Origin of the sequence: Pseudomonas sp. H11T01 (assembly GCF_048515765.1) — a bacterium.
In the GTDB taxonomy this organism is placed as follows: Bacteria; Pseudomonadota; Gammaproteobacteria; order Pseudomonadales; family Pseudomonadaceae; genus Aquipseudomonas.
The window spans coordinates 130,522-157,110 of the sequence record NZ_JBLYED010000015.1 but is presented as its reverse complement, the minus strand read 5'-3'; the positions used below and the strand labels follow the sequence as shown (position 1 = coordinate 157,110).

General features: G+C 59.8%; 25 protein-coding genes. 7 read left to right on the top strand and 18 right to left on the bottom strand.

All coding sequences use genetic code 11. The features are described from left to right. Positions 1-90: 90 nt before the first annotated feature. Both ACN1C3_RS20725 and ACN1C3_RS20720 read right to left on the bottom strand, forming a co-directional pair. Positions 91-1,467, bottom strand: a complete 1,377-nt coding sequence (locus tag ACN1C3_RS20725; protein WP_419117627.1) for a GTPase/DUF3482 domain-containing protein — start codon at positions 1,465-1,467, stop codon at positions 91-93. Next, complete coding sequence (locus ACN1C3_RS20720; RefSeq protein WP_419117626.1) at positions 1,460-2,839, bottom strand: DUF2868 domain-containing protein; 1,380 nt, start codon at positions 2,837-2,839, stop codon at positions 1,460-1,462. The genes ACN1C3_RS20725 and ACN1C3_RS20720 overlap by 8 nt, the downstream gene beginning before the upstream one ends. A 95-nt stretch (positions 2,840-2,934) precedes the next feature. Here ACN1C3_RS20720 and ACN1C3_RS20715 point away from each other — a divergent pair, with 95 nt between their 5' ends. After that, positions 2,935-3,447: a dihydrofolate reductase gene (locus ACN1C3_RS20715; RefSeq protein WP_419117625.1), complete on the top strand. Its 513-nt coding sequence runs from the start codon at positions 2,935-2,937 to the stop codon at positions 3,445-3,447. Between the two features lie 117 nt (positions 3,448-3,564). Here ACN1C3_RS20715 and ACN1C3_RS20710 read toward each other — a convergent pair whose 3' ends face one another. Further along, positions 3,565-4,956: an L-cystine transporter gene (locus ACN1C3_RS20710; protein WP_419117624.1), complete on the bottom strand. Its 1,392-nt coding sequence runs from the start codon at positions 4,954-4,956 to the stop codon at positions 3,565-3,567. 241 nt (positions 4,957-5,197) lie between these two features. Here ACN1C3_RS20710 and ACN1C3_RS20705 point away from each other — a divergent pair, with 241 nt between their 5' ends. Next, positions 5,198-6,253, top strand: a complete 1,056-nt coding sequence (locus ACN1C3_RS20705; protein WP_419117623.1) for a haloacid dehalogenase-like hydrolase — start codon at positions 5,198-5,200, stop codon at positions 6,251-6,253. 217 nt (positions 6,254-6,470) lie between these two features. Here ACN1C3_RS20705 and ilvD read toward each other — a convergent pair whose 3' ends face one another. The 3 genes from ilvD to ACN1C3_RS20690 all read right to left on the bottom strand — a co-directional run bounded on the left by ilvD (position 6,471) and on the right by ACN1C3_RS20690 (position 11,103). Beyond that, positions 6,471-8,312, bottom strand: coding sequence for a dihydroxy-acid dehydratase (gene ilvD, locus ACN1C3_RS20700; RefSeq protein ID WP_419117622.1), 1,842 nt, complete (start codon positions 8,310-8,312; stop codon positions 6,471-6,473). A 258-nt stretch (positions 8,313-8,570) separates the two neighbouring features. Continuing rightward, entirely contained in the window at positions 8,571-9,773 is a 1,203-nt protein-coding gene (locus ACN1C3_RS20695) for an MFS transporter (protein WP_419117621.1), read from the bottom strand. A gap of 133 nt (positions 9,774-9,906) precedes the next feature. Continuing rightward, positions 9,907-11,103, bottom strand: a complete 1,197-nt coding sequence (locus tag ACN1C3_RS20690; protein ID WP_419117620.1) for a class I SAM-dependent rRNA methyltransferase — start codon at positions 11,101-11,103, stop codon at positions 9,907-9,909. 180 nt (positions 11,104-11,283) lie between these two features. Here ACN1C3_RS20690 and ACN1C3_RS20685 point away from each other — a divergent pair, with 180 nt between their 5' ends. From ACN1C3_RS20685 to ACN1C3_RS20675, 3 genes are read left to right on the top strand one after another with little or no spacing between them, the layout of a single operon-like run. Next, a complete protein-coding gene (locus ACN1C3_RS20685) occupies positions 11,284-12,099 on the top strand; it encodes an HDOD domain-containing protein (protein WP_419117657.1) in 816 nt (271 codons plus the stop codon). 30 nt (positions 12,100-12,129) lie between these two features. Further along, positions 12,130-12,942 (top strand): bifunctional DNA-formamidopyrimidine glycosylase/DNA-(apurinic or apyrimidinic site) lyase, encoded by an 813-nt coding sequence (mutM, locus tag ACN1C3_RS20680; RefSeq protein WP_419117619.1) that lies wholly within the window; start codon positions 12,130-12,132, stop codon positions 12,940-12,942. A 53-nt stretch (positions 12,943-12,995) separates the two neighbouring features. Beyond that, positions 12,996-13,328 (top strand): multidrug transporter, encoded by a 333-nt coding sequence (locus tag ACN1C3_RS20675; protein ID WP_419117618.1) that lies wholly within the window; start codon positions 12,996-12,998, stop codon positions 13,326-13,328. A 148-nt stretch (positions 13,329-13,476) separates the two neighbouring features. Here ACN1C3_RS20675 and ACN1C3_RS20670 read toward each other — a convergent pair whose 3' ends face one another. The 5 genes from ACN1C3_RS20670 to ACN1C3_RS20650 form a co-directional block, all read right to left on the bottom strand. Beyond that, positions 13,477-13,728 carry a YfhL family 4Fe-4S dicluster ferredoxin gene (locus ACN1C3_RS20670; protein WP_150642285.1) on the bottom strand — a complete coding sequence of 84 codons (252 nt, stop codon included), beginning with the start codon at positions 13,726-13,728 and terminating at the stop codon, positions 13,477-13,479. Positions 13,729-13,831: 103 nt separating this feature from the next. After that, on the bottom strand, positions 13,832-14,311 hold the full coding sequence (gene coaD / locus ACN1C3_RS20665) for a pantetheine-phosphate adenylyltransferase (protein ID WP_419117617.1): 480 nt from the start codon (positions 14,309-14,311) through the stop codon (positions 13,832-13,834). Between the two features lie 115 nt (positions 14,312-14,426). Further along, complete coding sequence (locus ACN1C3_RS20660; RefSeq protein WP_419117616.1) at positions 14,427-16,022, bottom strand: GMC family oxidoreductase N-terminal domain-containing protein; 1,596 nt, start codon at positions 16,020-16,022, stop codon at positions 14,427-14,429. A gap of 94 nt (positions 16,023-16,116) precedes the next feature. Next, entirely contained in the window at positions 16,117-16,662 is a 546-nt protein-coding gene (locus ACN1C3_RS20655) for a twin-arginine translocation pathway signal protein (protein WP_419117615.1), read from the bottom strand. A 27-nt stretch (positions 16,663-16,689) separates the two neighbouring features. Further along, positions 16,690-18,120, bottom strand: coding sequence for a coniferyl aldehyde dehydrogenase (locus ACN1C3_RS20650; RefSeq protein WP_419117614.1), 1,431 nt, complete (start codon positions 18,118-18,120; stop codon positions 16,690-16,692). A 146-nt stretch (positions 18,121-18,266) separates the two neighbouring features. Between ACN1C3_RS20650 and ACN1C3_RS20645 the strand changes: the two genes are divergently transcribed. Together ACN1C3_RS20645 and ACN1C3_RS20640 are read left to right on the top strand one after the other, a co-directional pair. After that, positions 18,267-18,938 carry a TetR/AcrR family transcriptional regulator gene (locus ACN1C3_RS20645; RefSeq protein ID WP_419117613.1) on the top strand — a complete coding sequence of 224 codons (672 nt, stop codon included), beginning with the start codon at positions 18,267-18,269 and terminating at the stop codon, positions 18,936-18,938. A gap of 33 nt (positions 18,939-18,971) precedes the next feature. Beyond that, positions 18,972-19,826 carry a sulfurtransferase gene (locus ACN1C3_RS20640; RefSeq protein ID WP_419117612.1) on the top strand — a complete coding sequence of 285 codons (855 nt, stop codon included), beginning with the start codon at positions 18,972-18,974 and terminating at the stop codon, positions 19,824-19,826. Between the two features lie 51 nt (positions 19,827-19,877). Here the strand turns inward: ACN1C3_RS20640 and ACN1C3_RS20635 are convergent, their stop codons facing one another. Genes ACN1C3_RS20635 through ACN1C3_RS20605 form a run of 7 tightly spaced genes read right to left on the bottom strand, consistent with a single transcriptional unit; the run spans position 19,878 to position 26,319 of the window. Continuing rightward, positions 19,878-20,207 carry an AzlD domain-containing protein gene (locus ACN1C3_RS20635; protein ID WP_419117611.1) on the bottom strand — a complete coding sequence of 110 codons (330 nt, stop codon included), beginning with the start codon at positions 20,205-20,207 and terminating at the stop codon, positions 19,878-19,880. Then, positions 20,204-20,923, bottom strand: coding sequence for an AzlC family ABC transporter permease (locus tag ACN1C3_RS20630; RefSeq protein ID WP_419117610.1), 720 nt, complete (start codon positions 20,921-20,923; stop codon positions 20,204-20,206). The genes ACN1C3_RS20635 and ACN1C3_RS20630 overlap by 4 nt, the downstream gene beginning before the upstream one ends. Before the next feature lie 34 nt (positions 20,924-20,957). Continuing rightward, a complete protein-coding gene (locus ACN1C3_RS20625; protein ID WP_419117609.1) occupies positions 20,958-21,806 on the bottom strand; it encodes an AraC family ligand binding domain-containing protein in 849 nt (282 codons plus the stop codon). Next, positions 21,803-22,807, bottom strand: coding sequence for a hydrolase (locus ACN1C3_RS20620; RefSeq protein ID WP_419117608.1), 1,005 nt, complete (start codon positions 22,805-22,807; stop codon positions 21,803-21,805). The genes ACN1C3_RS20625 and ACN1C3_RS20620 overlap by 4 nt, the downstream gene beginning before the upstream one ends. A 53-nt stretch (positions 22,808-22,860) precedes the next feature. Further along, positions 22,861-23,481: a 16S rRNA (guanine(966)-N(2))-methyltransferase RsmD gene (gene rsmD / locus ACN1C3_RS20615; RefSeq protein ID WP_419117607.1), complete on the bottom strand. Its 621-nt coding sequence runs from the start codon at positions 23,479-23,481 to the stop codon at positions 22,861-22,863. After that, a complete protein-coding gene (locus tag ACN1C3_RS20610; RefSeq protein WP_419117606.1) occupies positions 23,481-24,971 on the bottom strand; it encodes a M16 family metallopeptidase in 1,491 nt (496 codons plus the stop codon). The genes rsmD and ACN1C3_RS20610 overlap by 1 nt, the downstream gene beginning before the upstream one ends. Then, complete coding sequence (locus ACN1C3_RS20605) at positions 24,964-26,319, bottom strand: M16 family metallopeptidase (RefSeq protein ID WP_419117605.1); 1,356 nt, start codon at positions 26,317-26,319, stop codon at positions 24,964-24,966. The genes ACN1C3_RS20610 and ACN1C3_RS20605 overlap by 8 nt, the downstream gene beginning before the upstream one ends. Positions 26,320-26,589 lie beyond the last annotated feature (270 nt).

The window sequence follows — 26,589 nt, the reverse complement described above, 5'->3', positions numbered from 1 at the left end:
CGCAGCAAAGGAATGCCTCTATGGACGCTCCACGTCCTCTGTGACGCGGAGCGTTACGGGCTGCGTTCCCACGCGGAAGTGAAGGAACGATCAGAGTTGCTGCGCCAACACCTCAATCTGCTCCTGCCTATCCGCTTGACTCAACCGCGAATGCGGATTGAGCGACGACCACTGCGGATGCGCCCGGGCCTTGTTCAGGGCTTCCGGCAATTTCCCTTCTCGCCAGGTTTTGTCTTGTGGGGTGGCGACCTGGATGCTGTCCATCGCTGCATGTCCGCGCTGGTCCAGGGCTTGCAGTAGCTGCCGCTGGCGCAACGCCAACAATCGCAGCACGTTGTCGTCGACGGTCAGTTCGCGCTGGCCTTTGATCTTGCCGAGCAAGCGGCTGCCATAGGTGCGGGCGGTTTGCAGTGCGCCGCCAGCGATCGCCCCGGCCAGTGCGGCGGCGCCCAGGGTCAGACCGCCCACCAGCAAGTCCACTCCGGCACCGGCCGCCGCGCCCGCTGCGATTCCACTACCCACCCGTACCCCAAGCTGCTTGAGGGTTTCCGGGTTGAACAGGTCGTCGCCCCAACGGCCATCCAGCAGGGGTAAATCACTGGCTGCAGCACCCTGTGGGCGGAAGGCGTAGAGCTTGAGCAGCGCTTCGACGCAGCGTTGTTCCCGTTGGCGAATGGCGTTGTGCAATTCGCTGATGGCATGCCGTTCTTGCTCGGCTTTGCTGGCCACGCTGCGTCGACACGCAGCGCAGTCGATCAGCAACTCGGCGATCAAGCGTGCCGCGCTTTGTTGGCGTGCTTTGCGTTGTGCCTGTTGGTCAGTGATCAACCGCTCGAGCTGACCGCGAGCACTCTCCATCAGCAGCGCCAGGCTTTCGTAGAGACGGCGCTCGCCATCCTCTGGCGGCGCGACGCTGTCGAAACGCACCAGCGCATGCAGCCCGAGCCGAGCCAGGGCTTCGCGCCAGTCGGGTTCTCGGTGGTTGGCGCTGCTGACGAAATTCAGCACCGGCAACAGCGGCTTGCCGCAACTGGCCAACACTTCCAGTTCATCGCGGTACTTGGCCAGCACCGGCTCGCGGGCGTCGATCACGTACAGCCCTGCATCCGAGGCCAGCAACTGACGCAGGACTTTGGCTTCTTGTTCGAAACGTTGACGCGCCTCGCTGCCGTCGAGAAATCGCGCCAGTCGCGCCGGACCGTCGAGGCGCTCGCCGGGACGTTCCAGACGCTCCAGATAGTCGAGCAGGGCGATGGCATCTTCCAGCCCCGGCGTGTCGTACAGCTCCAGTAAAGCTTCGCCGTCGACCGACAAGCGTGCACCTTCGACGTGTCGGGTGGTGCTTGGCCGATGGGAGACTTCGCCGAAACCGACATCCCGGGTCAGGGTGCGCAGCAATGAGGTTTTGCCAACATTGGTGTGGCCGACCACGGCCAGTTTCAGTGGCTGCTTCCCGGTTTCAGTCATGACCCGTCTCCAGCCAATTCATCGGTGCACAATCGGCGAACGGCAGTTCCAACTGTTGCAGGGCGGCATGCCAGTCGCCGAGGCGTTCGGCGTCCAGCGCCTGACCGGGCGGTGCTTGCAGTAACCAGATGCGGGTCGCTGTCGCGTTGCGGGCCAGTTCGGCGATCAGTGCCAGGCTGCCGCGATCCGGCGAACGGCGCGGGTCGCAGGCAATGGCCACGCGTGCTGGCGGAAAGCGGGTCATTTGTTCCAGCAGCTTTTGCCGGGATTCGCGGCTATCGAGGATGCCGGCGTCTTTAACGGTTTTTGGTAGTTTCGGTGGCCATGGGTGCTGATCGTCCAGTTCGATGGCCACCAGTAGGGCGCCGTCACTGTCCAGTGCGCTGATGCCGCCCTGAGCATGATGCAACTGCTCGGGCGCTGGATCGTTGACGCCGAGTCGCTCGCTACTGGGCATCAGCCGCTCACGCAGTTGGCTGTAGCCGGGCAGGTTCAGGTCTAGGCGCAATGTCGAGCGGCCGCTTTTCCATCGCCATAAACAGAACGACGCCAGAGCCAGTCGCGGCAATACGCCGTAAACCAGCAACACACCCACCAACCATGCAGCCCAGGCTTGTCGGGCGCTTTCGATGTTCAGTGCGGCATCGCCGCTGGCGCGGATCATTTCCACGGTCGGCACGCTGAAGCCCAGCAGAGCGGGCAGGGCGCCGAGGGTTTGGGTCACGATGACAAAAGTCTCGCCACTGAGAATGGTGGTCTCCCAGACGAAACCGTAGCGCCGGGTCGCCATCAGCATCAGCAGAATTGCCAGAGCGCTGAGCAACGCCAGCAGCCACAAACCGTTGACCAACACGCCGACGGCCCAGCGGTTGAGTTTCTTGCGTTGCAGCAACAGCAGCAGGGCGGGCGCCAGCTGTGCGGCTTTGGCATCCCGGGCGAGTTTTTCGCTGAGCCACAACCATAAACGCCCGAGACTGGCGCCGTGCTCACCGGCAAACAGCAGACCCAGGGCCCAGCTGAGCAGCAGAATCAGATTCAAACCGAGCAGGCTGCCCAAGGCCCAGAACACATTGACCGGCACCTGGCCGTCGCCCAATGCGGCGAACGCCAGACCTGTGCCGCTGACGATGGCCAGCACCGCCAACACGATCAACGCCAGTCGCGCGCCTTGTAGCCAATGACGCAGTGCGCTGGTGAGCCCATCGCGCTCGGCCAGCCACAGGGCACGGTTCTGGATTCGGGTCGGCAGGTCGCCGCCAGCGCTGCGGGCCAGGCGATTGGCTTCGAGGTCTTCCAGAGGGCCTGCATGTTCTTCGCGCAGGCGCACGGTTTCAGTCAGCCAGAGGTTTTCCAGCGGGGTGAGTGCAGTCACGCGGCATCCCATTGCTCAAGTTCGCCATGAGCATAACCGCTGTGCGCTGATCGGGGTACGTTGCGAGCGCGTGAGCCTCTGGTATCCTCGCCGACATGAAAAAAACTCTCCCCCTCAGCCTGATCGCAGCCCTCGGTGAAAACCGCGTGATCGGCGTCGACAACAGCATGCCCTGGCACTTGCCCGGGGATTTCAAATACTTCAAAGCTACCACCCTCGGCAAGCCGATCATCATGGGTCGCAAGACCTGGGATTCCCTTGGTCGCCCGCTGCCTGGTCGATTGAATATCGTGGTCAGCCGTCAGGCGGATCTGCGCCTGGAAGGTGCCGAAGTCTATCCCTCGCTTGAGGCCGCCGTGGTCCGGGCTCAAGAATGGGCGCTCGAGCAGGGTGTCGATGAGGTGATGTTGATTGGCGGCGCGCAATTGTATGCGCAAGGAATGGAACACGCCGATCGCCTGTACCTGACCCGCGTGGCGCTAAGCCCGGAAGGTGATGCGTGGTTTCCGGCGTTTGATCTGGCGCAGTGGAAACTGGTGTCCAGTACCGAAAACCCGGCAGTGGATGACAAGCCAGCGTACAACTTCGAGGTTTGGGAAAAGGCTTAGAAGCTTCGCGAGCAAGCCCGCTCCCACATTAGATCTTCAGTGAACACTTAGTTTGTGTACGACTGCGATCCAGTGTGGGAGCGGGCTTGCTCGCGAAAGCGGTCTATCAGGCGCCGCTTAAGCCTGAGCCAACTCGGCATGTTCATCCGCATCCAGCAGGCTTTTGTCGGTCTGCTGCATGATCTGGCTGGTGATCGCGCCGGCAGCCATCGATCCGCTGACGTTCAATGCGGTGCGGCCCATATCGATCAGCGGTTCGACCGAGATCAGCAGCGCCACCAGTGACACCGGCAAACCCATGGCCGGCAGCACGATCAGCGCGGCAAAGGTTGCACCACCGCCGACCCCGGCAACTCCGGCCGAACTCAAGGTCACAATCGCCACCAGCGTCGCAATCCACAACGGATCCAGCGGGTTGATGCCCACGGTCGGCGCGACCATCACCGCCAACATCGCCGGATACAGTCCTGCACAGCCGTTCTGGCCAATGGTCGCGCCGAACGAAGCGGCGAAGCTGGCGATCGACTGCGGAATGCCCAAACGGCGAGTCTGCGCTTCGATGCTCAGCGGAATGCTGGCGGCGCTCGAACGGCTGGTGAAGGCAAAGGTCAGCACCGGCCAGACTTTACGGAAGAAGCGCAGCGGGTTGATCCCGGCCAGCGATACCAGCAGGCCGTGAACCACGAACATCAGCCCCAGGCCGATGTACGACACCACCACGAAACTGCCGAGCTTGATGATGTCTTGCAGGTTGGAGCCGGCGACCACTTTGGTCATAAGCGCCAGTACACCGTATGGCGTCAGCTTCATCACCAGTCGCACCAGACGCATCACCCAGGCTTGCAGGGTGTCGATGGCGTTCACCACTTTCTGGCCTTTCTCGACATCATCCTTGAGCAATTGCAGCGCAGCGACTCCAAGGAACGCAGCGAAGATCACCACGCTGATAATCGACGTCGGCTTGGCCCGGGCCAAATCAGCGAACGGGTTCTGCGGGATGAACGACAGCAGCAGTTGCGGGATATTCAGGTCAGCGACCTTGCCCGCGTAATCGCTCTGAATGGTTTGCAGGCGCGCCAGTTCCTGGGTGCCAGCCACCAGACCTTCAGCGGTCAGGCCGAACAGGTTGGTCAGGCCGATGCCGATCAGTGCCGCAATCGCGGTGGTGAACAGTAGCGTGCCAATTGTCAGGAAGCTGATCTTGCCCAGCGACGAAGCATTGTGCAGACGGGCCACGGCGCTGAGGATCGAGGCGAACACCAGCGGGATCACGATCATCTGCAGCAATTGCACGTAACCGTTGCCCACCAGATCGAACCAGCCGATCGAGGCTTTCAGGGTCGGGCTGTCCGAACCATAAATCGAGTGCAGTGAGACACCGAAGATCACACCCAATACCAGTGCGAACAGGACCTTCTTGGCCAGGCTCCACGAAGTGTGACGGGTTTGTGCCAGGCCCAGCAGCAAGGCGAGGAATACCAGCAGATTGAGGATCAGCGGCAGATTCATTGAAGCTCCATAAAGACTTGTGCCAATCGCCTGTGTCTGCGATTGCGAACCGGCAAGCCTAACAGCTTGATATCTAATGAATTAATACCTGGATGGAATGGCAACTGTCGTTTTTGGAATAAGCCGCTGACGCTTAGGCGAATGTCGGTGACGTGATCAGAACGCAAGCAGTCGCGCAGAGGTGAGGACTGTCATACGGATTTGTTAGCGTCGATGACTTTCATTCAGGGAGAAAACGCACATGAAGCTCGCTCCGAGATTGTTTGCCGCCGCGCTGTGTCTGGGCCTTGCCGGTCAAGGGTTTGCCACCGAGTTGAAGCACTGGCCAGAAGCTCAGGCCAAACAACTGGACGCGATGATCGCGGCCAACGCCAACAAGGGTAACTTCGCGGTGTTCGACATGGACAACACCAGTTACCGCTATGACCTGGAAGAGTCCTTGTTGCCGTTCATGGAGAACAAGGGCCTGATCACCCGCGAGACCCTCGATCCCTCCCTGAAGCTGATCCCGTTCAAGGACACCGCCGACCATAAGGAAAGCCTGTTCAGCTACTATTACCGCCTCTGCGAAATCGATGACATGGTCTGCTATCCATGGGTTGCGCAAGTGTTTTCGGGCTTCACCCTCAAAGAACTCAAAGGCTACGTCGATGAGCTGATGGCCTCCGGTAAACCGGTGCCGAGCACCTATTACGATGGCGATGTGGTCAAGACCATCGACGTCCAGCCGCCGAAGGTCTACACCGGCCAGGCCGAGCTGTACAACAAGCTGATGGAAAACGGTATCGACGTCTATGTGATGACCGCCGCTTCCGAAGAGCTGGTGCGGATGGTCGCGTCCGATCCGAAGTATGGCTACAACGTTAAACCGCAAAACGTGATCGGCGTGACCACGATGCTCAAGGATCGCAAGACCGGCGAGCTGACCACTGCACGCAAACAGATCACCGCTGGCAAGTATGACGAAAAAGCCAACCTGGGCCTCGAGTTGACGCCGTACCTGTGGACTCCAGCGACCTGGATGGCCGGCAAGCAGGCAGCGATCCTGACCTACATCGATGAGTGGAAAAAACCGGTTCTGGTCGGCGGCGATACGCCATCCAGCGATGGTTACATGTTGTTCCACAGCGTCGACGTGGCCAAGGGTGGCGTGCACCTGTGGGTCAACCGTAAAGACAAATACATGGCCCAGCTCAACGGCATGATGGCCAAGCACGCTGCGGCTCAAGCCAAAGAAGGCCTAGGGGTCACGGCGGACAAGAACTGGGTGATCGTGAAGCCTGAAGACATCCAGTAAGACCGAGTCGCGGCCTAGCTCACTCTCAAAGGCAACACAGAACAAATGTGGGAGCGGGCTTGCTCGCGAAAGCGGTGTGTCATTCACCTTCGATGTTGAATTTGATGGCCTCTTCGCGAGCAAGCGAACGTCGCCCGGCCCTTCCCACATTTAACCGAGGTCAACGCAAAAAAATGCCCCGCACTTGGCGGGGCATTTTTTGTTCAGCTACCCGTGATCACAGACCGTCGAGCATTGCCTTGTTACGCACAGCACCTTTGTCGGCACTGGTGGCCAGCAAGGCGTAGGCCTTCAGTGCGGTGGTCACTTTACGTGGACGCACTTCGACCGGTTTCCAGCCTTTCTTGTCCTGCTCGGCACGGCGCGTGGCCATTTCGTCGTCGCTGATCAACAGGTTGATCGAGCGGTTTGGAATGTCGATCAGCACTTTGTCGCCGTCGCGTACCAGGCCAATCGCACCGCCCGCAGCCGCTTCAGGCGAAGCGTGACCGATGGACAGACCCGAGGTGCCGCCGGAGAAGCGCCCGTCGGTGAGCAAGGCGCAGGCTTTACCCAGGCCTTTGGACTTCAGATAGGAAGTCGGATAGAGCATTTCCTGCATGCCCGGGCCGCCTTTCGGGCCTTCGTAACGGATGATCACGATGTCGCCGGCTTTCACTTCGTCGGCGAGGATGCCGCGTACGGCGCTGTCCTGGCTTTCGAAGATTTTTGCGTTGCCTTCGAACACATGAACCGACTCGTCGACGCCGGCGGTTTTCACCACGCAGCCATCCAGAGCAATGTTGCCGTAGAGCACGGCCAGGCCGCCTTCTTGCGAGTAAGCGTGCTCGACACTGCGGATACAGCCGTTTTCACGGTCGTCATCCAGAGTTTCCCAACGGGTCGACTGACTGAATGCGGTCTGGGTCGGGATACCGGCCGGGCCTGCTCTAAAGAAGGTGTGAACGGCTTCATCGTCAGTCTGGGTGATATCCCATTTGGCGATGCCGTCAGCCAGGGTCTTGCTGTGAACGGTCGGCAGGTCGGTGTGCAACAAGCCGCCACGGGCCAGTTCGCCGAGGATGCTGAAAATCCCGCCCGCACGGTGCACGTCTTCCATGTGGTATTTCTGGATGTTCGGCGCGACCTTGCACAGCTGCGGAACTTTGCGCGAAAGACGGTCGATGTCCTGCAGGTTGAAGTCGATCTCGGCTTCTTGAGCCGAGGCCAGCAAGTGCAGGATGGTGTTGGTCGAACCGCCCATGGCAATGTCCAGCGTCATGGCGTTTTCGAACGCTTTGAAGTTGGCGATGTTACGCGGCAATACCGACTCATCATTCTCGTTGTAGTACTGACGGCACAGATCGACGATGGTGCGGCCCGCTTGCAGGAACAACTGCTCGCGATCGCTGTGAGTGGCGAGTGCCGAACCGTTGCCCGGCAAGGCCAGACCCAACGCTTCAGTCAGGCAGTTCATCGAGTTAGCGGTGAACATGCCGGAGCACGAACCGCAGGTCGGGCAGGCGCTGCGCTCGTATTCAGCGACTTTCTCGTCAGAAGCGCTGGAATCGGCGGCGATGACCATGGCGTCAACCAGGTCCAGACCGTGGCTGGCGAGCTTGGTTTTACCCGCTTCCATCGGCCCACCAGAAACGAAGATCACCGGGATGTTCAGGCGCAAAGCAGCCATCAGCATGCCGGGAGTGATCTTGTCGCAGTTGGAGATGCAGACGATCGCGTCGGCGCAGTGGGCGTTGACCATGTACTCGACGGAGTCGGCGATGATCTCGCGACTTGGCAGCGAATAGAGCATGCCATCGTGGCCCATGGCGATGCCGTCATCCACCGCAATAGTGTTGAATTCTTTGGCGACGCCGCCGGCACGTTCGATCTCGCGGGCGACCAGTTGGCCCATGTCCTTGAGGTGGACGTGGCCCGGTACGAATTGGGTAAACGAGTTGGCAATGGCGATGATCGGCTTTTTGAAGTCGTCATCCTTCATCCCCGTGGCGCGCCACAATGCGCGAGCACCGGCCATGTTGCGGCCGTGGGTGGATGTTTTCGAGCGGTAATCAGGCATGGAGCACTCCGGGCGGTTAATCAGGTATCAAAAGGGAAGTGAGCTTCTATTGACGTCTGGAACACACAGAAATGGCCGTGTGCCCGGAAGATGCCGATAACGCTGCGGGATCGCCGCACGTTTCAGCCTGAGCTCATAAACCCGCCGGGGGATGACTGGCGATGAATCTCTCGATTCTACACCGCTGGCGCCAGGAAGGAATGGCGGGAAGTGTTGAAGCAGAGGTGACGGGGCGTGCGGGATGACGACTGGCAGGTATCACCCTGTATTGAGTGCCTGTTGAGTCTTGTGGCAGATCAATGCGTTCACTCCAAGTCCTGCAACGCTCAGCGTCAGGAAGCCAAGGGCCAGAGTCGTGGTCAGGTCCTCGGGCGCCAGGTTGATCACCGAGCTGATCACACCGCCGAACATGAAAATCAGCATGGCCCCGACCGAGGTGGAGGCCCCGGCATTCTCCGGGTAGAGACTCATGGCTTTGGAATTGACGATTGGCCTGGCAATGGTGGTTCCAATGGTGCAAACCAGCATGGAGATCAACACCGTAGCCGCTGAGAGACCGAACTGGTGAGTCAGCCACAGCATGAGCCCGCCTGAAACGGCGATCAGGCCCAAGCCGATAATGATCTGGGTACTGGCTTGCAGGTATCGATGCAGCACACTGGCTAATATTCCGCCGAATACATACGCCACGCCATACAGCAACAACGCCCAGGCGAATTCATACGGCGAGAGCGCCAGACGCTCCATGAAAATGATGGGCGAAGAAACAATGAACGAAAAATGACAGGCGAAGGCCAAGGCCGAAATCAACCAGTAACCCATGAAGCGTACATCCGAACATAAGCGCCAATAAGCACTGAAGAACCCCCTGTGTGGTGCCATGTGGGCAGGTGGGATTTCCTTGAGCAACTGGTAGGCGCCGAGCCAGACAATAACCGCCAGTGTGATGAATACATAAAAACTGCCTTGCCAGCCAAGGTGCGATTGCAGCCAGGTTCCCAGCAGTGGCGAAATTGAAATAAACACTCCGCCCCACGTCACCATCCAGATCCTGAGGCGCTCCCGTTCACGACCGGCGAATAGGTCCTGTATCAGCGCCTGTGACAACGAAAATGCCCCGCAACCAATCGCCTGAACCATGCGAAACACCAGAAACCAGCGGTAGTCGCTGGCGACCACGCAGCCAGCCGCTCCAATTGCCGCGATAGCAATGCCTCCCAGCAGCAGTTTCTTGCGGCCCCACATGTCCGACAGAGGCCCGACCAGCATCACGGACACCGCCAGGCTGACGGCGAACAGGCTGACGGATAAGGCAGCGTCCGGCGGCGAGATCTGGAAGTGGCTGGAGAGGGCAGGGAAGGAGGGCAGGACTACGTCAAGAGGGAAAACAGCCAGCAGTGTCATGGTCATCAGCAGCAGGATGATCGATGACTTTTCTCTGGAGTGTGTGATGTAAGTCATCAAACAATGCGCTCGATCCGTGAGGGGGAGACGAGGATTGATTTGATGAGGGGGCAAGTCAATGCGCGTGGCGCGGGAGCATTCTGAAACTGCGGTAGGAGCGAGCTGACTCGCTCCTACCGACAGGGAGCTGTTAGCTGTTAGGCAACAACCGGCAAGTAATGCTCTTGATGTAACGCGTTTCGGCAATTGCCGGGTGTACCGGATGGTCCGGGCCCTGGCCGCCGCGTTCGAGCACTTGGATGTTGCGGTCCAGGTGGCGGGCGCTGGTCAGCAAGATGTTTTGTAGGTCGTCTTCCGGCAAGTGCATGGAGCACGACGCACTGACCAGGATGCCGTCCTTGCTGAGCAGGCGCATGGCTTGCTCGTTCAGGCGGCGATAGGCGCCTTCGCCGTTCTTCAGGTCTTTCTTGCGTTTGATGAAGGCCGGTGGGTCGGCGACGATCACGTCGAAGCGCTCTTCGCTGGCTTTCAGTTCTTTCAGGGCTTCGAAAACGTCGCCTTCGATGCAGGTCATTTTCTCTGCAAAGCCGTTCAGCGCGGCGTTGCGCTCGACACCGTCGAGGGCGAAGGCCGAAGCGTCGACGCAGAACACTTCACTGGCGCCGAACGCGGCCGCTTGCACGCCCCAACCGCCGATGTAGCTATACAGGTCCAGTACGCGTTTGCCTTTGGCATAAGGTGCCAGACGCGCGCGGTTCATACGGTGATCGTAGAACCAGCCGGTTTTCTGTCCCTGGATGACTGGCGCTTCGAATTTCACACCGTTTTCTTCCAGGGCAACCCACTCTGGCACCAGGCCGAAGACGGTTTCGACGTAGCGGTTGAGGCCTTCGGCATCACGGGCGGCGGAGTCATTCTTGAACAGAATGCCGCTGGGCTTGAGCACTTGAGTCAGGGCCGCGATCACGTCGTCTTTATGGGCTTCCATGGTCGCCGAAGCGATCTGGACCACCAGGATATCGCCGAAACGGTCGACCACCAGGCCCGGCAGCAGGTCAGAATCACCGTAAACCAGACGATAGAACGGCTTGTCGAACAAACGATCGCGCAGGGACAGGGCCACATTAATGCGGTGTACCAGCAGCGACTTGTCCAGCGGCAACTTGATGTCCCGAGACAGCAAACGTGCGCAGATCAGGTTGTTCGGGCTCATGGCGACGATGCCCAATGGCTTGCCACCAGCGGCTTCCAGAATAGCTTGATCGCCCGCCTTGAAGCCGTGCAGTGGGGTGGCGGCTACATCGATTTCGTTGCTGTAGACCCACAGGTGACCGTTGCGCAGGCGACGGTCGGCGTTGGCTTTGAGACGCAGGCTTGGCAGGGACATGACGTCGCTCCGGAAAAAAGAGCGGGAGTATAGCGCGTTGTGTAGGAGATGGCCGCGCGGGGCGATGTACTGCAGGAGCTGCTTCTAAAAGGGTTAGAATTGCCGCCTAGCCTAGAGTGCGTACTTATGTCCCAAGAGCTTTCTGCCGAACAGATTCAACAGGCCCTGCAAGGCATCAGCGTGCCGCCTCAGCCGCAAATCATGGTGGATTTGCAGATGGAGCAGTACATGCCTGACTCGGATCTGGAAGTGATCGCCCGGTTGATCTCCCAGGATCCTGGCCTCTCTGGTGCACTGCTGAAGATCGTCAACTCGCCGTATTACGGGTTGAGCAACAAGATTGCCTCGATCCAGCGCGCGGTAAACCTGTTGGGCAGTCGCTCGATCATTAACCTGATCAACGCGCAGTCGATCAAGGGCGAGATGAATGACGAAACCATCGTTACCCTGAACCGTTTTTGGGACACCGCTCAGGATGTGGCGATGACCTGCCTGAACCTGGCCAAGCGCATCGGCTCGCAGGCGGGGGATGAGGCTTATGCATTGGGTTTGTTCCACGACTGCGGCGTGCCGTTGATGCTCAAGCGTTTCCCCAACTACATGGCGGTGCTCGAAGAGTCTTATGCCAGTGCCAACGCGCAATGCCGTGTGGTGGACACGGAGAACCGCGTGTTCAACACTAACCATGCCGTGGTCGGTTATTACACCGCGAAGTCCTGGCGCCTGCCGGAATACGTGACCAACGCCATCGCCAATCACCATAATGCACTGGCGATTTTCAGCGATGAGTCTTCGCGTAATAGCCAGTTGAAAAACCTGTTGGCGATTTTGAAGATGGCTGAACACATCTGTGCCTCGTACCGGGTACTGGGTAATCAGATTGATGACCACGAGTGGAACAGCATCGGCCACCTGGTACTCGATTATGTTGGACTCTCGGACTACGACTTCGAAAACCTGAAAGAGTCGATTCGCGAGTTGGGCGCTCATCGTTGAGCGTCGGCTATTTTTTGATCTGAGAGCCCCATGCCTGAATTACCTGAAGTCGAAACCACCCGGCGCGGTATCGCACCGCATCTGGAAGGCCAGCGCGTCAGTCGCGTGATCGTCCGTGATCGCCGATTGCGTTGGCCGATTCCGGAAGATCTCGATGTGCGTCTGTCCGGGCAGCGCATCGTGACGGTCGATCGGCGTGCCAAGTATCTGTTGATCAACGCCGAGGTCGGGACGCTGATCAGTCATTTGGGTATGTCGGGGAATTTGCGGCTGGTGGAAGCCGGCATGCCGGCCGCCAAGCATGAACATGTGGATATCGAACTGGAGTCGGGCCTGGCCTTGCGCTACACCGATCCTCGGCGTTTCGGTGCAATGCTCTGGAGCCTCGATCCGCTCAATCACGAGTTGTTGATTCGCCTGGGGCCGGAGCCGTTGACCGACCTGTTTGACGGTGAGCGATTGTTCCAGCTGTCCCGCGGGCGCTCCATGGCGGTCAAGCCATTCATCATGGACAACGCGGTGGTGGTGGGCGTGGGCAATATCTATGCGACTGAAGCGTTATTCGCTGCCGGCATCGATCCGCGACGCGAAGCCAAGGGCATTTCCCGGACGCGCTATCTGAAACTGGCCATCGAGATCAAACGCATTCTGACTCACGCCATCGAGCGCGGCGGCACCACATTGCGTGACTTCATCGGCGGTGACGGTCAGCCGGGCTACTTCCAACAGGAATTGTTCGTGTACGGCCGTGGCAATGAGCACTGCAAAGTGTGTGGCACGGGCCTGCGAGAGGTTCGTTTGGGGCAGCGCACCAGCGTCTATTGCCCACGTTGCCAGAGCTGAAGAAACCGCACGGTCTATAGTGAGTTTTTGTTTGCTTGCTGAAGGACCGTGCCATGAACCCGATTCGTCCCCTCACCGTTGCGCTGGTCTTGAGTGTTGGCCTGCAAACACTGCCGGTCCTGGCGTCTGACGGCAGCAGCGGCGACCCGAGCTATACCATTCAGAACCCACCGGCCTTCGCCATGATCGGCGACCTGCTGATCGCCCGACCGTTGCTGGTTGTGGCGACGGTTATCGGCGCGGGGGTGTTTGTGGTGTCGTTGCCGTTTACCGCTTTTGGTGGCGGGATCGGCGAGGCGGGCCAGGCGTTGGTGCTCGACCCGGGCAAAGCGGCGTTTGCGCGTTGCCTGGGGTGTACCGGGGAAGGGGATGACCAGCGGGAGTGATTGATGGTGTGGCTGTTGGCCCCATCGCGAGCAAGCTCGCTCCCACACTCGATCTCGGGCGTACACAAAATCCGTGTTCGCTGAAGATCTAATGTGGGAGCGGGCTTGCTCGCGATGGGGTTCTGGAGGACACCCAATAACTTCAGCCTTACACCTTGCCAGTAATAATCTTGTACTTGGCCATCAGTTGTTCTTCGGTTTCCGGATGGGCTTCATCCAGCGGGATGCAATCGACCGGACAGACCTGTTGGCACTGCGGTTCGTCGTAATGGCCGACGCACTGGGTGCACAGGTTCGGGTCGATCACGTAGATCTCCTCGCCTTGGGAGATGGCGGCGTTCGGGCACTCGGGTTCGCAGACGTCGCAATTGATGCAATCGTCGGTGATGATCAGGGACATGGGGCACTCCTGCCGGGGCGGCTGGCCCAGGCATATGAAAACTAATGCTGCAATTGTGCCGCATTGGCGCCCGCAGTGCACGCGGGCGCGATGGACTGTCTGGCTACTTCTTGAAGCGCTCGTGCAGGGCGTCAGCGACGGCCGGATGGACGAACTTGGTGATATCGCCGCCCAGGGCCGCGATTTCACGAACCAGGGTCGAGGAAATGTACGAATAACGCTCCGACGGGGTGAGGAACAGGCTTTCCACATCCGGCGCCAACTGGCGGTTCATGTTGGCCAGCTGGAATTCGTATTCGAAGTCCGATACCGCTCGCAGGCCGCGCAGGAACACATTGGCGTTCTTTTCCTTGGCGAAGTGCGCAAGCAACGTGGAGAAGCCGACGACTTCGACGTTCGGCAAATGTTGGGTGACCTCGCGAGCCAGCGCCACACGCTGTTCCAAGGGAAACAGCGGGTTTTTCTTCGGGCTGGCGGCGACGGCAATGATCACATGGTCGAACAGGCGCGCGGCGCGTTCGACCAGATCGCCATGGCCCTTGGTAATAGGGTCGAAGGTACCTGGGTACAACACTCGGTTCATCGCGTCGTCCTGGCGGGAGTCCGTTGGGGAGTCGGATGGTATCGCAGCCTTCCCGGTCGGCCAAGTCGCCTTTAGGGGAAGAAAGCACTATAGACAGTACGAATGATGTGCTTTTTTACGAACTTTTTAAACGTTCGGCCAGAGAAGTTGCCAGTTGCGCCGTCAGTCCGTAGACCGACAATTGTGGGTTGGCGCCAATGCTGGTGGGGAACAGCGAACCGTCGTGGATCGACAGGTTCCTCAACTGATGATGCCGGCCGAGGCTGTCGCAGACGGCATTTTTCGGGTCTTCGCCCATGGCGCAACCGCCCATCACGTGAGCGCTGCCCAGGCGCGTGCGATACAACTCAAGGCTCAGACCGTCGATCAGCGTGCGGGCTTCGGCCAGGTTTTTTACATAACGGGCATCGCTGTGCAGAGGCATGACTTCTTTGGCGCCGCCAGCGAACTGGATTTGCGCCATGCTGTGGAAGGCCCGGCGCAGACCATCCCAGGCATAAGGTGAAACCTGATAGTCGAGCACTGGCGTGCCGTCACCACGGAGCTCAACACTGCCGCCGGGGCTGTCCGGGTGAAATCCGTCGCGCAGTAGCGCGAGCATGGCGTGGGTGTGGGGCAGTTGTTCCATGCGCAATGCGTTGTCGGAACCGAAACCGCCGAACAAGGTGGTAGCCAGCGCCGGGTGCAGTGGTGGTACTTCCAGTTTGTAGGACATCTTGCCGGTGGTGCCGTCCTGCCATTGAAAATGGTCGGAATAAATCGATTGGGGCGCGCCGTAGAACGGGTTGATCACCTCGTCGAAATGCCCGGCGGACATATTTACCAAATGCAGGAAGGTGCGTTCGCCGAGTCGTTTGTGAGGATCGGGGGCCTTGGAGCGCAGCAGCAAGGCCGGGCTGTTGATCCCGCCGCCGGCCAGCACATAGTGCCGTGCTTTGACGGTGATGCTGCGCCCGGTTGGCGCGACGCAGCGCGCATCCATGGCCACGCATTGCAGGCCGGTGACTTTGTCGTCCTTGATCAACAGGCGTTCGGCGCGGGCCAAATAAAGCAATTCGCCGCCTTTTTCCAGGGTCGCCGGAATGGTGGTGACCAGCATCGATTGTTTGGCGTTGGTCGGGCAACCCATGCCGCAGTAACCGAGGTTCCAGCAACCGCGAACATTACGCGGGATCACATGCCAGCTGTAACCAAGCTTTTCGCAGCCAGTCTTGATCACATCGTTGTTGGCATTGGGCGGCATGATCCAGGGCGCGATGCCGAGGCGCTGCTCCATTTTTTCGAACCAGGGCGCCATCTCGGCGGGGCTGTGGCCTTTGACGTCGTGTTCCTTGGCCCAGTGCTCCAGAGTAGGTTCCGGGGTGCGAAAGCTTGAGGTCCAGTTGATCAGCGTGGTGCCGCCGACCGCACGGCCTTGCAGGATGGTGATCGCGCCGTCTTTGCTCATGCGCCCGATGCCTTCCTGGTAGAGACTGGTGTAGGCCTGATCTTCCAGCATCTTGAAGTCGCTGCTGGTCTTGAGCGGGCCTTCTTCGATCAGCAGTACCTTGTAGCCGGCAGCACTGAGAATCTCCGCCGTGGTACCGCCGCCGGCACCGCTGCCGATGATCGCCACATCCGCTTCTAGCGTCAGGTCCTGCTCGAGTTGCGAGCCGTCATAGGTTTTCCAGCCACGGGCCAGGCCCTCGCGAAACAGATCAGGTACGGGCATCTCAGGTTCTCTTGTTGTTATGGGTTAAGCGCAGGTGGCCGTGTGGGAAGGGCCGGGCGACGTTCGCTTGCCCGCGAATGGGGCGCCGCAAATTTCAAACCTTCGGCGGCCCCGGATACCCGCAGTGCGCCCACGACTCCGCTCGGCCATACCAGGCCATCATCGCCAATTGCACAAGCGAGCTGTGGCCCATACGCAACAGGCTGAGTGAGCTGTTTTCCCAGCGCTTGAGAAAGTGCCGGATCGCATCGCCGCTGGCGTTCTCCCAACTGCCCCAGATCCCGGTCAACGGTCCACGGGTGATGGCCATGCCGAGTACATCGAACAGCTGCTGGGTCAGCTTGAGCATTTCCGGCGACAGGTGATCAAGGCCGCGATCCAGGCTTTGCAAGGTACTGTCGATGGCTGCAGGGATTTTCTCGACGGCCACCGTACCCTCGAGCATCACTGGGAGCAGTGCCCGTAGAAATGGCAGGTCGCTGCTGCGCAGAGTCGCGAAACCGCTGGCCGGGGTGCTGGCCGAGCAGCCGCTGAGGCTGGCGCCAAGCCCGGCAGTGGCCAGAAAGGCGCTGGCGCACAGGCTGAATTTCAATAGACCACGCCGTGACAACTCAGGTGATTCAGACAGGCTTGGGTTCATTATTGTTATTACCCGGCGGCAGTATGGTTAGCGGATAAACAGCTTCTGAATCAGCTTCTGGATGGATTTTCCGTAAGGTGGATAAATCAACTTCGCCGCATTCAGCCGCTGCTTGGTCAGCACGCCCTTGGCCTTGCTGAACGTCAGGAAGCCTTCATGGCCGTGGTAATGACCCATTCCCGACGCGCCGATACCGCCGAACGGCATATCGTCCTGAGCGACGTGCAGCAGTGTGTCGTTGATGCATACGCCACCGGAGTGGGTCTCGTTGAGCACGCGACTTTGCTCGCCTTTGTCGTAGCCAAAGAAGTAGAGCGCCAGCGGACGCGGCCGTTGGTTGATGTAGGCAAACGCCTGATCCAGGCCGGTGTAGGGAACGATGGGCAGCACCGGACCGAAGATTTCGTCCTGCATTACGGTCATCTCGTCGTTGACGTTCAGCAACAAGCTATGGCCCATGCGCCGGCCTTGGCCCTGGTCGAACAGCGGGATCAGCAGCGCGCCTTTGCTGGTGGCGTCGCCGAGGTAACCGTTGAGCCGTGCCATTTGTCGATCATTGATGATCGCGGTGTAGTCCGGGTTATCCGCAAGCTTGGGATAAAACCCGCGAACGGCCTTGCGATAGGCTTCGACGAAGGCGCCAACGCGGTCCTCCGGCACCAGCACGTAATCCGGCGCGACACAGGTTTGTCCGGCGTTCAGGGTTTTGCCAAAGGCGATGCGCTCGGCGGCATCCTTGAGCGGCACGTCGGCGGAAACAATCGCCGGGGACTTGCCGCCCAGTTCAAGGGTCACAGGGGTCAGGTGTTCCGCCGCGGCGCGCATCACGTGTTTGCCAATGCTGGTGGCGCCGGTGAACAGCAGGTGATCGAAGCGCAGCTTGGAAAAGGCCATGCCGATCTCGGCTTCCCCCAATACCACGCAGACCAGGTCTTCTGGGAAGACCCGCGCCAACAATTCCTTGAGCAGTTGTCCGGTGGCCGGCGTCGACTCGCTGAGTTTGAGCATCACCCGATTGCCGGCGGACAACGCGCCGACCAAGGGGCCGATGGCGAGGTAAAGCGGGTAGTTCCACGGCACGATCACCCCAACCACGCCTAGCGGCTGATAGATGACCTTGGCCGAGGCGGGCTGGAAAGCTGCACCTACTTTGCGTCGGGATGGTTTCATCCAGCCTTTGAGGTGTTTGCTGGCGTAATGAATGCCGTGCAGGCTGGGCATCAATTCGGCGAGCAAGGTTTCATCCGCACTGCGGTGGCTGAAGTCCTGGCTGATGGCGTCGATCAATGCCTGGCGCTCGTCGCTCAATACCTCACGCAGGACCTTGAGCCATTGCTGGCGTTGCGCCGCCGGTGGCATTGGATTGGCTGCATAGGCTTGGCGTTGGACGGTAAACAGTCTGTGGAGCTCATCCAGTTGCGGTTGAGAATCTTGCAGGTAGGCAATGTCGGCGGGCATGGAGGCTCCGGTTTTTATTCGAGTGGCTTGTTTTTAGAGTCTATGCTCTAAAATGTCAAATGACATCACTCAACAGCTTTGATTTATCCGATCCGGGATAGGTCGTAAGATGTTCGGCAACGCACTCTGAATTAAAGCCCAAGCCCATGGCCCCACGGATAAAAACCAGCGAGCGCATCGTCCAGAACAGCCTGGAGCTGTTCAATCAACAGGGCGAGCGCAGCGTCAGCACCAACCATATCGCGGCCCACATGGAGATTTCCCCGGGCAACCTGTACTACCACTTCCCTAACAAGCAGGCGATCATCGCCGTGCTGTTCAGTGAGTACGAAAGCCTGGTGGACAGTTTCTTGCGCCCACCCCAAGGGCGCGCTGCCACGGTTGAAGACAAGCGTTATTACTTACAGGCGCTGCTCGCCGCCATGTGGCGCTACCGATTCCTGCACCGAGACCTCGAACATCTGCTCGACAGCGATGCGGAACTGGCCGACCGTTATCGACGTTTTTCCCAGCGTTGCTTGATTCAGGGCGGAGCTATTTATGAGGGCTTCGTTGAGGCCGGTATTCTCTGCATGGACAAGGTCCAGATCGAATCCCTGACCCTCAACGCCTGGATCATCCTCACCTCCTGGGTGCGCTTTCTGTGCACCACGCGGGAAAATTCCACGCACCTGAGTGAAGAAGCCATTAAGCGTGGGGTCTATCAGGTGCTGGTACTGGAAGCTGGATTTGTCACGGATCAGGCTCGGGAAGCCGTGAAAGCACTGTTCGACGAGTTTTATGTGCCGCTGGCGCAGGCACTGGAAGAAGTGCAGTAGGATCAACCTCAGACATCATCACTGGAGTTCGCTATGCCGATTGCGCAACTGATCAGCCCTCAAGCTCTGGACCTGAAAAAGGAACAGGCCGGGCTGGTGATTCTGGATTGTCGTTTTGCCCTGGAAGACCCGGACTATGGCCAGCGCAGTTACGCCGAAGGGCATATCGCTGGTGCATCGTTCGCCGATTTGGAGCGTGACCTCAGCGGCCCGGTGATCAAGGGTGTGACCGGACGCCATCCGTTGCCGGATCCTGAGCGGCTGGTTGAACGCTTGCAGGCCTGGGGTATCAATGCTGATAGCGACATCGTGCTGTATGACGATGGCCCCGGCGCATTCGCCGCGCGGGCGTGGTGGCTGCTGGCCTGGCTGGGCAAGCGCGACGGTGTGTTCATCCTCGACGGCGGTTTGAAGGCCTGGCACGCGGCCGGTTTGCCGCTGAGTCTGGACGCGCCTGGCAATGCGCAGGGCAGCTTTGTCGGAACTCCAGATAACTCGCTGCTATTGAGCGCCGAACAGCTGCAAAAGCGCCTCGGTCGGCCGACCCTGACCTTGCTCGATGCTCGTGCCCAGCCGCGATTCCGTGGCGAAGTGGAGCCGATCGACCCAGTGGCCGGGCATATCCCCGGTGCTCAATGCGCGGCGTTCAGCGAAAACCTGGGCAGTGACGGGTGTTTCCTGCCGGCTGACCAGCTCAAGCAACGTTTCGCTGCGAAGCTGGGTGATCGCTCACCCACAGAGCTGGTGGCCTACTGCGGTTCCGGCGTGACGGCTTGCCATAATCTGTTTGCGTTGTGCTTGGCAGGGTATCCGCTGGCCAGTTTGTACGCAGGATCGTGGAGTGAGTGGATTACTGATCCAAAGCGGGCGGTTGCGAAGGGCGATTGAAGAAAACGATCGTTCCCACGCTCCACCCCGCGTGGGAACGATCACTGCGGATCAAGCCGGCAATTGTCCCATCATCCAGCGCAACAAAAAGAACACCAGCAGCCCGCCGCCTATGGTCGCCAGCAAATGCCGGATCAACGCGGCAATGCCAATCGCGACCAGCCCCGCCAACAAATACGCATTACTCAGGCTCAGCGCCCAATGCTCACCGTCAGGTAACAGCATTCCCGGTACCACAATGGCCGTGAGTACCGATGTCGGCACATAGTGCAAACCCTGACGCACTAGCGGCGGGAAAGTCAGGTTTGGCCAGGCGAACAAGCTGTAGCGCAGCACAAAGGTAATTGCGGTCATGCCGAAAATCAGCCACCAGTAATTCATGAGTGCAACTCCTTGCCCGTCCGGGTCGCCAGCTGTCGACGCTCCAGCACTACGCCCACGGCAATTCCGCTGAATGCGGCGGCCATTAGCCCGAGTTTGTAAGGCCAGCTATAAGTCGCCAACGCCACGGCACTCGCTGCCAGCGCAGCCGCCACTTGCGGTTTATTGCGCAGCAACGGCACGACGATGCCGATAAAGGTCGCCAACATGGCGAACTCAAGACCCCAACTGGCCAGATCCGGCACGGCCTGACCGAACAGCACACCCAGCAGTGAACTCGATACCCAGCACACATACAGCGAACTGGTCACGCCCAGCCAATACCAGTGCGCCAGCGGCCGATCGCCGTGCAGCAAATAAAAACGTTGAACCACCGCGAAGGTTTCATCTGTCAGCCAAAACGCCAACAACACCCGCCACCGCTGCGGCAACTGGCTGACATGAGGCTGCAAGGTGGCGCTGTAAAGCACATGACGCAGGTTGACGATAAAGGTCGTCAACAGAATCACCACGGTACTGGCGCCCGCGCCGAACAGACTGATGACGATGAATTGCGCGGAACCGGCATAGACGAACAGCGACATGCCGACTGCCTGCCATAACGTCAGGCCAGCGGCTCCGGCCAACGTGCCGAAGATCAGCCCGAACGGCAGAATGCCCACGGCCATGGCAAAACTGTCGCGGATACCTCGGGAGTAAAGCTGTTTGCGGGTCATCAAGACTCTCCTTGTTGCCCGCATCTTAGGCGGCTCAGGAAAAGCCTGTCTTGAACGATCTTGCGCTTGCGGCCCGATAAGCCCCCGGCCCGACGCCATAAACCTGCTTGAACTGCCGGCTCAGATGGCTCTGGTCGGCGAAGCCCAATTGCGTCGCCACTTCCAGCGGCAGGCAGCCGTCGCGCAACATTGCCCGCGCCTGGGCAATCCGTTGCTGCATCAGCCAGGTATGCGGCGGCATGCCGGTCGCCCGACGAAACACTCTGGCGAAATGAAAGGGTGACAGGCTAACCGCCGTGGCCAGCTCTTCGAGGGAGGGGGGTGAGGCCAGTTGTGATTGCAGCAGCTCTTTGGCCTGGGCGATGGCGCGATGCTCTCGCCCGGGCTTGTCAGGCGTCGGCACCCCAGCGTGACGTTGCAGTAACGACAACATCATTTCTCGCCAGACGGTTTGCTGCTGCAGGGCCGTGGCCGGACTTTCCAGTAACCGGTGCAGTTGGCGGAAGCCGCTTACCAGATCGGGATCGCGATAGAGCGTGGCGCCGAACGCCGGAAGACTGTTGGCCGGGAGTTCGAGCTCGGCCAATAGTGAAAGAATCTGTTCGTTGTCTGGATAGAAGGCCCGGTAGAGCCAACCGTCATCGGTGCCTTTGTGGCCGGTGTGCAATTCGTCCGGGTTGATCAGCACCAATGTTCCGGTGCCCGCCAGATGTTCCGCGCCGCGATAACGATAGCGCTGGGCGCCGGCCATGATCAAACCAATGACATAGCCGTCATGCACATGGGGCACAAAACGGTGTTCGATGTAACGGGCGGCCAATAGCTCGACGCCAGCCAACGGCGCGGCTTGCCAGAAACGAATCGACTCGCCTTCAGGGTTCAAACGCTACCTCTGCCCGCACCCGTCAACCATTGCGGGATGCGACGTTCCAGATAATAGCCGGGGGTGCGCAGGGTTCCGTCGACAAAGCCGACATGCCCACCCTTGGACTGCAACTCAAACTGTGTGCTTGGCGACAGTTCATTGGCCTCCGGGAGGCTATGGTGGGACACGAAAGGATCGTCAGCAGCGTGAATGATCAAGGTCGGCGTGCGAATGGCCCCGAGAAAATAGCGACTGGAGGCGCGACGGTAATAGTCTTGGGCATTCAGAAATCCATTCAGCGGTGCGGTGACCCGACCGTCGAAATCCCAGAAAGTCCGCATATTGTCCAGCGAGCCGAGCCCGTCCAGAGTCGCCAGGCCTTCATGGCGGCCATCATGATGGAACTGCCGTCGTTTGTTTTTGATGTAGGCCACCATCTCGCGCATAAAATGCGCCTGATAGACCTTGGAAAAACCCTGACTGATACGGTCGGCGCACTGGTCGAGACGAAAGGGTACCGACACTGCCACTGCACCTAGCAACTCACTGTCGTGACCGGTTTCCCCCAAATGCTTGAGCAACACATTGCCGCCCAGTGAATAGCCGACCGCATATAACGGCGCCGATGGCCGCTGGGCGCGTAAATGTTTGATCGCTGCCGCAAGGTCTTCGCTGACGCCGGAGTGATAGCTGCGTGGCAACAGGTTCGGTTCGCCTGAGCAGCCGCGCCAGTTCAGCGCCACGCTGGCCCAGCCTTGAGTTGCCAGTGCTTTTTGCAGCCCGGCCACATAGGGCGAATTCGAGGAACCCGTCAGCCCGTGCAACACCAGCACCAAAGGTGCACCTGAGCTGTGGGGACCGTGCCAGTCGAGGTCGAGAAAGTCGCCATCTTCAAGCCAGAGTCGCTCACGTTGCCGGTCGAGATGGGTAGTTTTGCGCCACAGCGGGCCCCACAAGGTTTGCAGGTGCGGATTGCCTAGGCCCAAGGCGGGGGTGAAATGATCTGGCAGTGTGGGCACGGTCGTTCTCGGTGCAAAGGTGCGTATCGGTACGCACCTTTCAGGGCAGTCGATTAACCCACTGTCTCTGCCATCCGTTGCCATAACGCGTAGTGGACCCGCCCGGATTTTTGTTCACGGTGGAGGCGCCAGCTAGTCGGAAGACCGAGGGTCGATGGCGCCGTTTCGCTTTCAGTATAGATCCACGCGTCGTCAGCCAGCCACTGACGCTCTTCCAGTAATGCACAGGCGGTAGGCAGCAGGTTCTGGTTGAACGGCGGATCGAGAAATACCAGGTCGAACGCTGTCGCTGGCTGCGTTTCCAGATAGCGCAAGGCGTCGGCGGTCTGCACGTGGCCGGTGGTGCAACGCAGAGTTCCCAGGTGCTCGCGCAGACTGGAAACGGCGAGGTTGCTGCTGTCCAGCGCCTGGCCCATGGCGGCGCCACGGGACAGCGCTTCGAGGAACAGCGCGCCGCTGCCGGCGAATGGGTCGAGTACTTTGGCCCCGGCGACGTACGGTGCGAGCCAGTTGAACAGGGTTTCGCGGACGCGGTCCGGCGTCGGGCGCAGGCCCGGAGCGTCCGGGAAGCTCAGGCGACGGCTACGCCATTCGCCCCCGATGATGCGCAGCTGACCAACGCCGTTATGGACGTTGTGAGTAGGTTTTTTGCTGGGACGCGATGGGCTGGCCATTAATGCTCCGGAACCCCGAGCGGTTGCTCGGCAGGTTTGTCAGTAGGGGCCGGTAACGGCTTTTGTGGAACGGTTGGCCCGGCGCTGACGATGACCATCTTGTCAGCGCTCAAATGTTTGTTCAGTGCTGTCTTGACCTGGTCGACGGTCAAGCTTTGGGACTGCTGCATGAAGTCTTCAAGGTAGCTCAGCGGCAGGTCGTAGAAACCCATGGCGCCTAGCTGCCCGACGATATCGGCGTTGCTGGCGGTGGTCAGCGGGAAGCTGCCGGCCAGTTCACGTTTGGCGTCGTCCAGTTCTTTCTGGGTCGGACCGGTTTTCAGGTAATCGGCGAGAACGTCCTGGACCAGTTTCAGCGTACCTTCGCTCATCTCGGCACGGGTTTGCAGGTTGATCATGAACGGCCCGCGGGCCTGCATCGGAGTGAAGCCGGAGTATACGCCATAGGTCAGGCCGCGTTTCTCGCGGACTTCGTCCATGAGCCGTGTACCGAAACCACCACCGCCGAGGATCTGGTTACCCAGGGACAGCGCCGCATAGTCCGGATCATCACGGTCAATGCCCAGTTGTGCGAGCATCAGATTGGTCTGATTGGACGGGAACTCGATATGGCCGATGCTGGCCTGTGGCTCAGCCGGTTGCTCGATTTTGGCTAACGCCGGGCCTTTCGGTAGCGAGGCGGAAACTTGTGCGGCAACGGCTTCGGCTTCCGTGCGTGACAGGTCGCCGACCAACGCGATCACCACATTGCCGGCGGCATAAGCCTTTTCATGGAACGCCCGCAGTTGCGCAAGGGTGATCAGCGGAACACTTTTTGCCGTGCCATCGCTGGCGTGGGCGTAAGGATGATTGCCGTACAAGCGATTCATCAGCTCAAGGCTCGCCAGTTTGCCGGGGCTCTGCTTCTGGTATTCGAAACCGGAGAGCATCTGGTTTTTGATTCGCGCCAGCGAGTCGGCCGGGAATGTGGGTTTACCCACGACTTCGGCAAACAGCTTCAAGGCAGGCGTGCGTTTATCCACAGCGCTCAGGCTACGCAGTGAGGCGATGGCCATGTCTTTATAAGCGCCGTTGCCAAAATCGGCACCCAGGCCTTCGAAACCTTCGGCGATCCCGCCGACGTCTTTACCTGCAATGCCTTCGTTGAGCATGGCGTTGGTCAGCAGTGCCAGACCGGGTGCGCTGCCATCCTGACTGCTACCCGCGGCAAAAGTCAGGCGCATGTCGAACATCGGCAGTTCGCGGGCTTCGACGAACAGTACCTTGGCACCTTCGGCGGTTTTCCAGGTGTGTACATCCAGTGCGCGGTGGCTAGGCGCCTTGCCGTCGAGTTCGGCCAGCGATTGCAGTTTCTTACTGGCCTTGGCCTGATCGAGTGCCTGGCTGGCATCGGATTCGCTCGGGCGGCTGAAGTAGAAACCCAGCGAGCCGACCAGCGCGACGACCACCAGGCCGATCAAGGCCAGGCGTGATTTTTTGCGCTCACTCATGAGCTGTCTCCTCGGGCAGTACATGCGCAACGCTGAGACGTTCGCGGGTGAAATAGGTGCGGGCGGCGTTCTGGATGTCTTCTGGAGTCACGCTTTTCAGCTCGTCGAGCTCGGTATCCATCAGCTTCCAGGAAAGACCGACGCTTTCCAGTTGGCCGATGGCGGTGGCCTGGCTGGTAATCGAATCGCGTTCATAGACCAGACCGGCAATCACTTGGGCGCGGACGCGCTCCAGCTCATCAGCAGTGGGGGCAGTGGTTTTCAACTGGTCGAGCAGACGCCACAGACCGGCTTCGGCTTGGGCCATGGTTTTCTTTTTCTGGGTGTTGGGCGACGCAGAGAGCGTGAACAAGCTGTCGCCGCGGGTATAAGCGTCGTAGCTCGACGAACCACCGGAGATCAGCTCTTCGCCGCGCTCCAGTTGTGTCGAAAGGCGAGCACTGTAACCACCGTCGAGCAGGGCGGAGATCAGCCGCAGGGCATTCACCGAGCGCTTGTCCACAGCAGTGGCGATGCTTGGCACGTTGAAGCCCAGCATCAGACTCGGCAGTTGGGTCTTCACATGCAGGGTGATCTGGCGTTCGCCGGGCTCGGGCAGTTCCAGCGGTATCTTCGCTGGCGGGACGTCACGTTTGGCGACCGGCCCGAAGTAGCGCTGAGCCAGGGCTTTGACTTCGTCCGGGGTCACGTCGCCGACCACCACCAGCGTAGCGTTGTTCGGCACATACCAGGACTTATACCAGTGGCGCAGTTCCTCGACCTTCATCCGGTTCAGATCTGCCATCCAGCCGATGGTCGGCGTGTGGTAACCGCTCGCCGGGTAAGCCATGGCCTTGAAGCGCTCGTAGGCCTTGGACATAGGCTTATCGTCGGTGCGCAGGCGGCGCTCTTCCTTGATTACTTCGATTTCGCGGCTGAATTCGTCAGCCGGCAAGAGCAGGCCGGCCATGCGGTCGGCTTCCAGCTCGAAGGCCACGCCCAGGCGATCGCGGGCCAGAACCTGGTAATAAGCGGTGAAGTCGTCGCTGGTGAAGGCGTTTTCTTCTGCACCCAGATCGCGCAGGATCAACGAGGCTTCGCCGGGGCCGACTTTCTCGGTGCCCTTGAACATCATGTGTTCCAGAGCGTGGGACAAACCGGTCTGGCCCGGGGTTTCATAGCTGGAGCCGACCTTGTACCAAACCTGCGAAACCACCACGGGAGCGCGATGGTCTTCGCGCACGACCACTTTCAGGCCGTTGTCGAGGGTGAACTCGTGGGTGGGCTGTGGATCGGCAGCCAAGGCTGAAAGGGGCAGACAAACTGTGCTGAGCAGCAGGCCTGCGGCGCGGCGGGCTAGAGCATTCATTCGTTTTTAAACCTGTTGGGCTGCCCGCTTGATCTTAGCGTCGGCGGGCGAGAGGTTGGGGCGTGTCATCACTCATTACCAGTACCGCGCCGGAGCCTGATAGTGCGCAGGGCAAGGCGCGAGGAGTGCAGTTTGGTCATTCCAAATAAACTCCGAGCAACGCAGCCCTGCACACTATCAGGCCCGGCCCTCCGGGTGGCGCCTGAAAACGGGCCATGCTGCGTTGCAGTCCTTGGCAAGGAAAGCACATTACCTGCGGACTGCGCCTTG

Coding starts and splice junctions, on each gene's coding strand:
- ACN1C3_RS20695 (WP_419117621.1), bottom strand. CDS start 9,773: ATGACTTACATCACACACTCCAGAGAAAAGTCATCGATCATCCTGCTG.
- mutM (WP_419117619.1), top strand. CDS start 12,130: ATGCCTGAATTACCTGAAGTCGAAACCACCCGGCGCGGTATCGCACCG.
- ACN1C3_RS20610 (WP_419117606.1), bottom strand. CDS start 24,971: ATGAGTGAGCGCAAAAAATCACGCCTGGCCTTGATCGGCCTGGTGGTC.
- ACN1C3_RS20715 (WP_419117625.1), top strand. CDS start 2,935: ATGAAAAAAACTCTCCCCCTCAGCCTGATCGCAGCCCTCGGTGAAAAC.
- coaD (WP_419117617.1), bottom strand. CDS start 14,311: ATGAACCGAGTGTTGTACCCAGGTACCTTCGACCCTATTACCAAGGGC.
- ACN1C3_RS20650 (WP_419117614.1), bottom strand. CDS start 18,120: ATGCCCGCCGACATTGCCTACCTGCAAGATTCTCAACCGCAACTGGAT.
- ACN1C3_RS20710 (WP_419117624.1), bottom strand. CDS start 4,956: ATGAATCTGCCGCTGATCCTCAATCTGCTGGTATTCCTCGCCTTGCTG.
- ACN1C3_RS20660 (WP_419117616.1), bottom strand. CDS start 16,022: ATGCCCGTACCTGATCTGTTTCGCGAGGGCCTGGCCCGTGGCTGGAAA.
- ACN1C3_RS20655 (WP_419117615.1), bottom strand. CDS start 16,662: ATGAACCCAAGCCTGTCTGAATCACCTGAGTTGTCACGGCGTGGTCTA.
- ACN1C3_RS20705 (WP_419117623.1), top strand. CDS start 5,198: ATGAAGCTCGCTCCGAGATTGTTTGCCGCCGCGCTGTGTCTGGGCCTT.
- ACN1C3_RS20630 (WP_419117610.1), bottom strand. CDS start 20,923: ATGACCCGCAAACAGCTTTACTCCCGAGGTATCCGCGACAGTTTTGCC.
- ACN1C3_RS20670 (WP_150642285.1), bottom strand. CDS start 13,728: ATGTCCCTGATCATCACCGACGATTGCATCAATTGCGACGTCTGCGAA.
- ACN1C3_RS20635 (WP_419117611.1), bottom strand. CDS start 20,207: ATGAATTACTGGTGGCTGATTTTCGGCATGACCGCAATTACCTTTGTG.
- ACN1C3_RS20640 (WP_419117612.1), top strand. CDS start 18,972: ATGCCGATTGCGCAACTGATCAGCCCTCAAGCTCTGGACCTGAAAAAG.
- ilvD (WP_419117622.1), bottom strand. CDS start 8,312: ATGCCTGATTACCGCTCGAAAACATCCACCCACGGCCGCAACATGGCC.
- ACN1C3_RS20605 (WP_419117605.1), bottom strand. CDS start 26,319: ATGAATGCTCTAGCCCGCCGCGCCGCAGGCCTGCTGCTCAGCACAGTT.
- ACN1C3_RS20645 (WP_419117613.1), top strand. CDS start 18,267: ATGGCCCCACGGATAAAAACCAGCGAGCGCATCGTCCAGAACAGCCTG.
- ACN1C3_RS20690 (WP_419117620.1), bottom strand. CDS start 11,103: ATGTCCCTGCCAAGCCTGCGTCTCAAAGCCAACGCCGACCGTCGCCTG.
- rsmD (WP_419117607.1), bottom strand. CDS start 23,481: ATGGCCAGCCCATCGCGTCCCAGCAAAAAACCTACTCACAACGTCCAT.
- ACN1C3_RS20675 (WP_419117618.1), top strand. CDS start 12,996: ATGAACCCGATTCGTCCCCTCACCGTTGCGCTGGTCTTGAGTGTTGGC.
- ACN1C3_RS20725 (WP_419117627.1), bottom strand. CDS start 1,467: ATGACTGAAACCGGGAAGCAGCCACTGAAACTGGCCGTGGTCGGCCAC.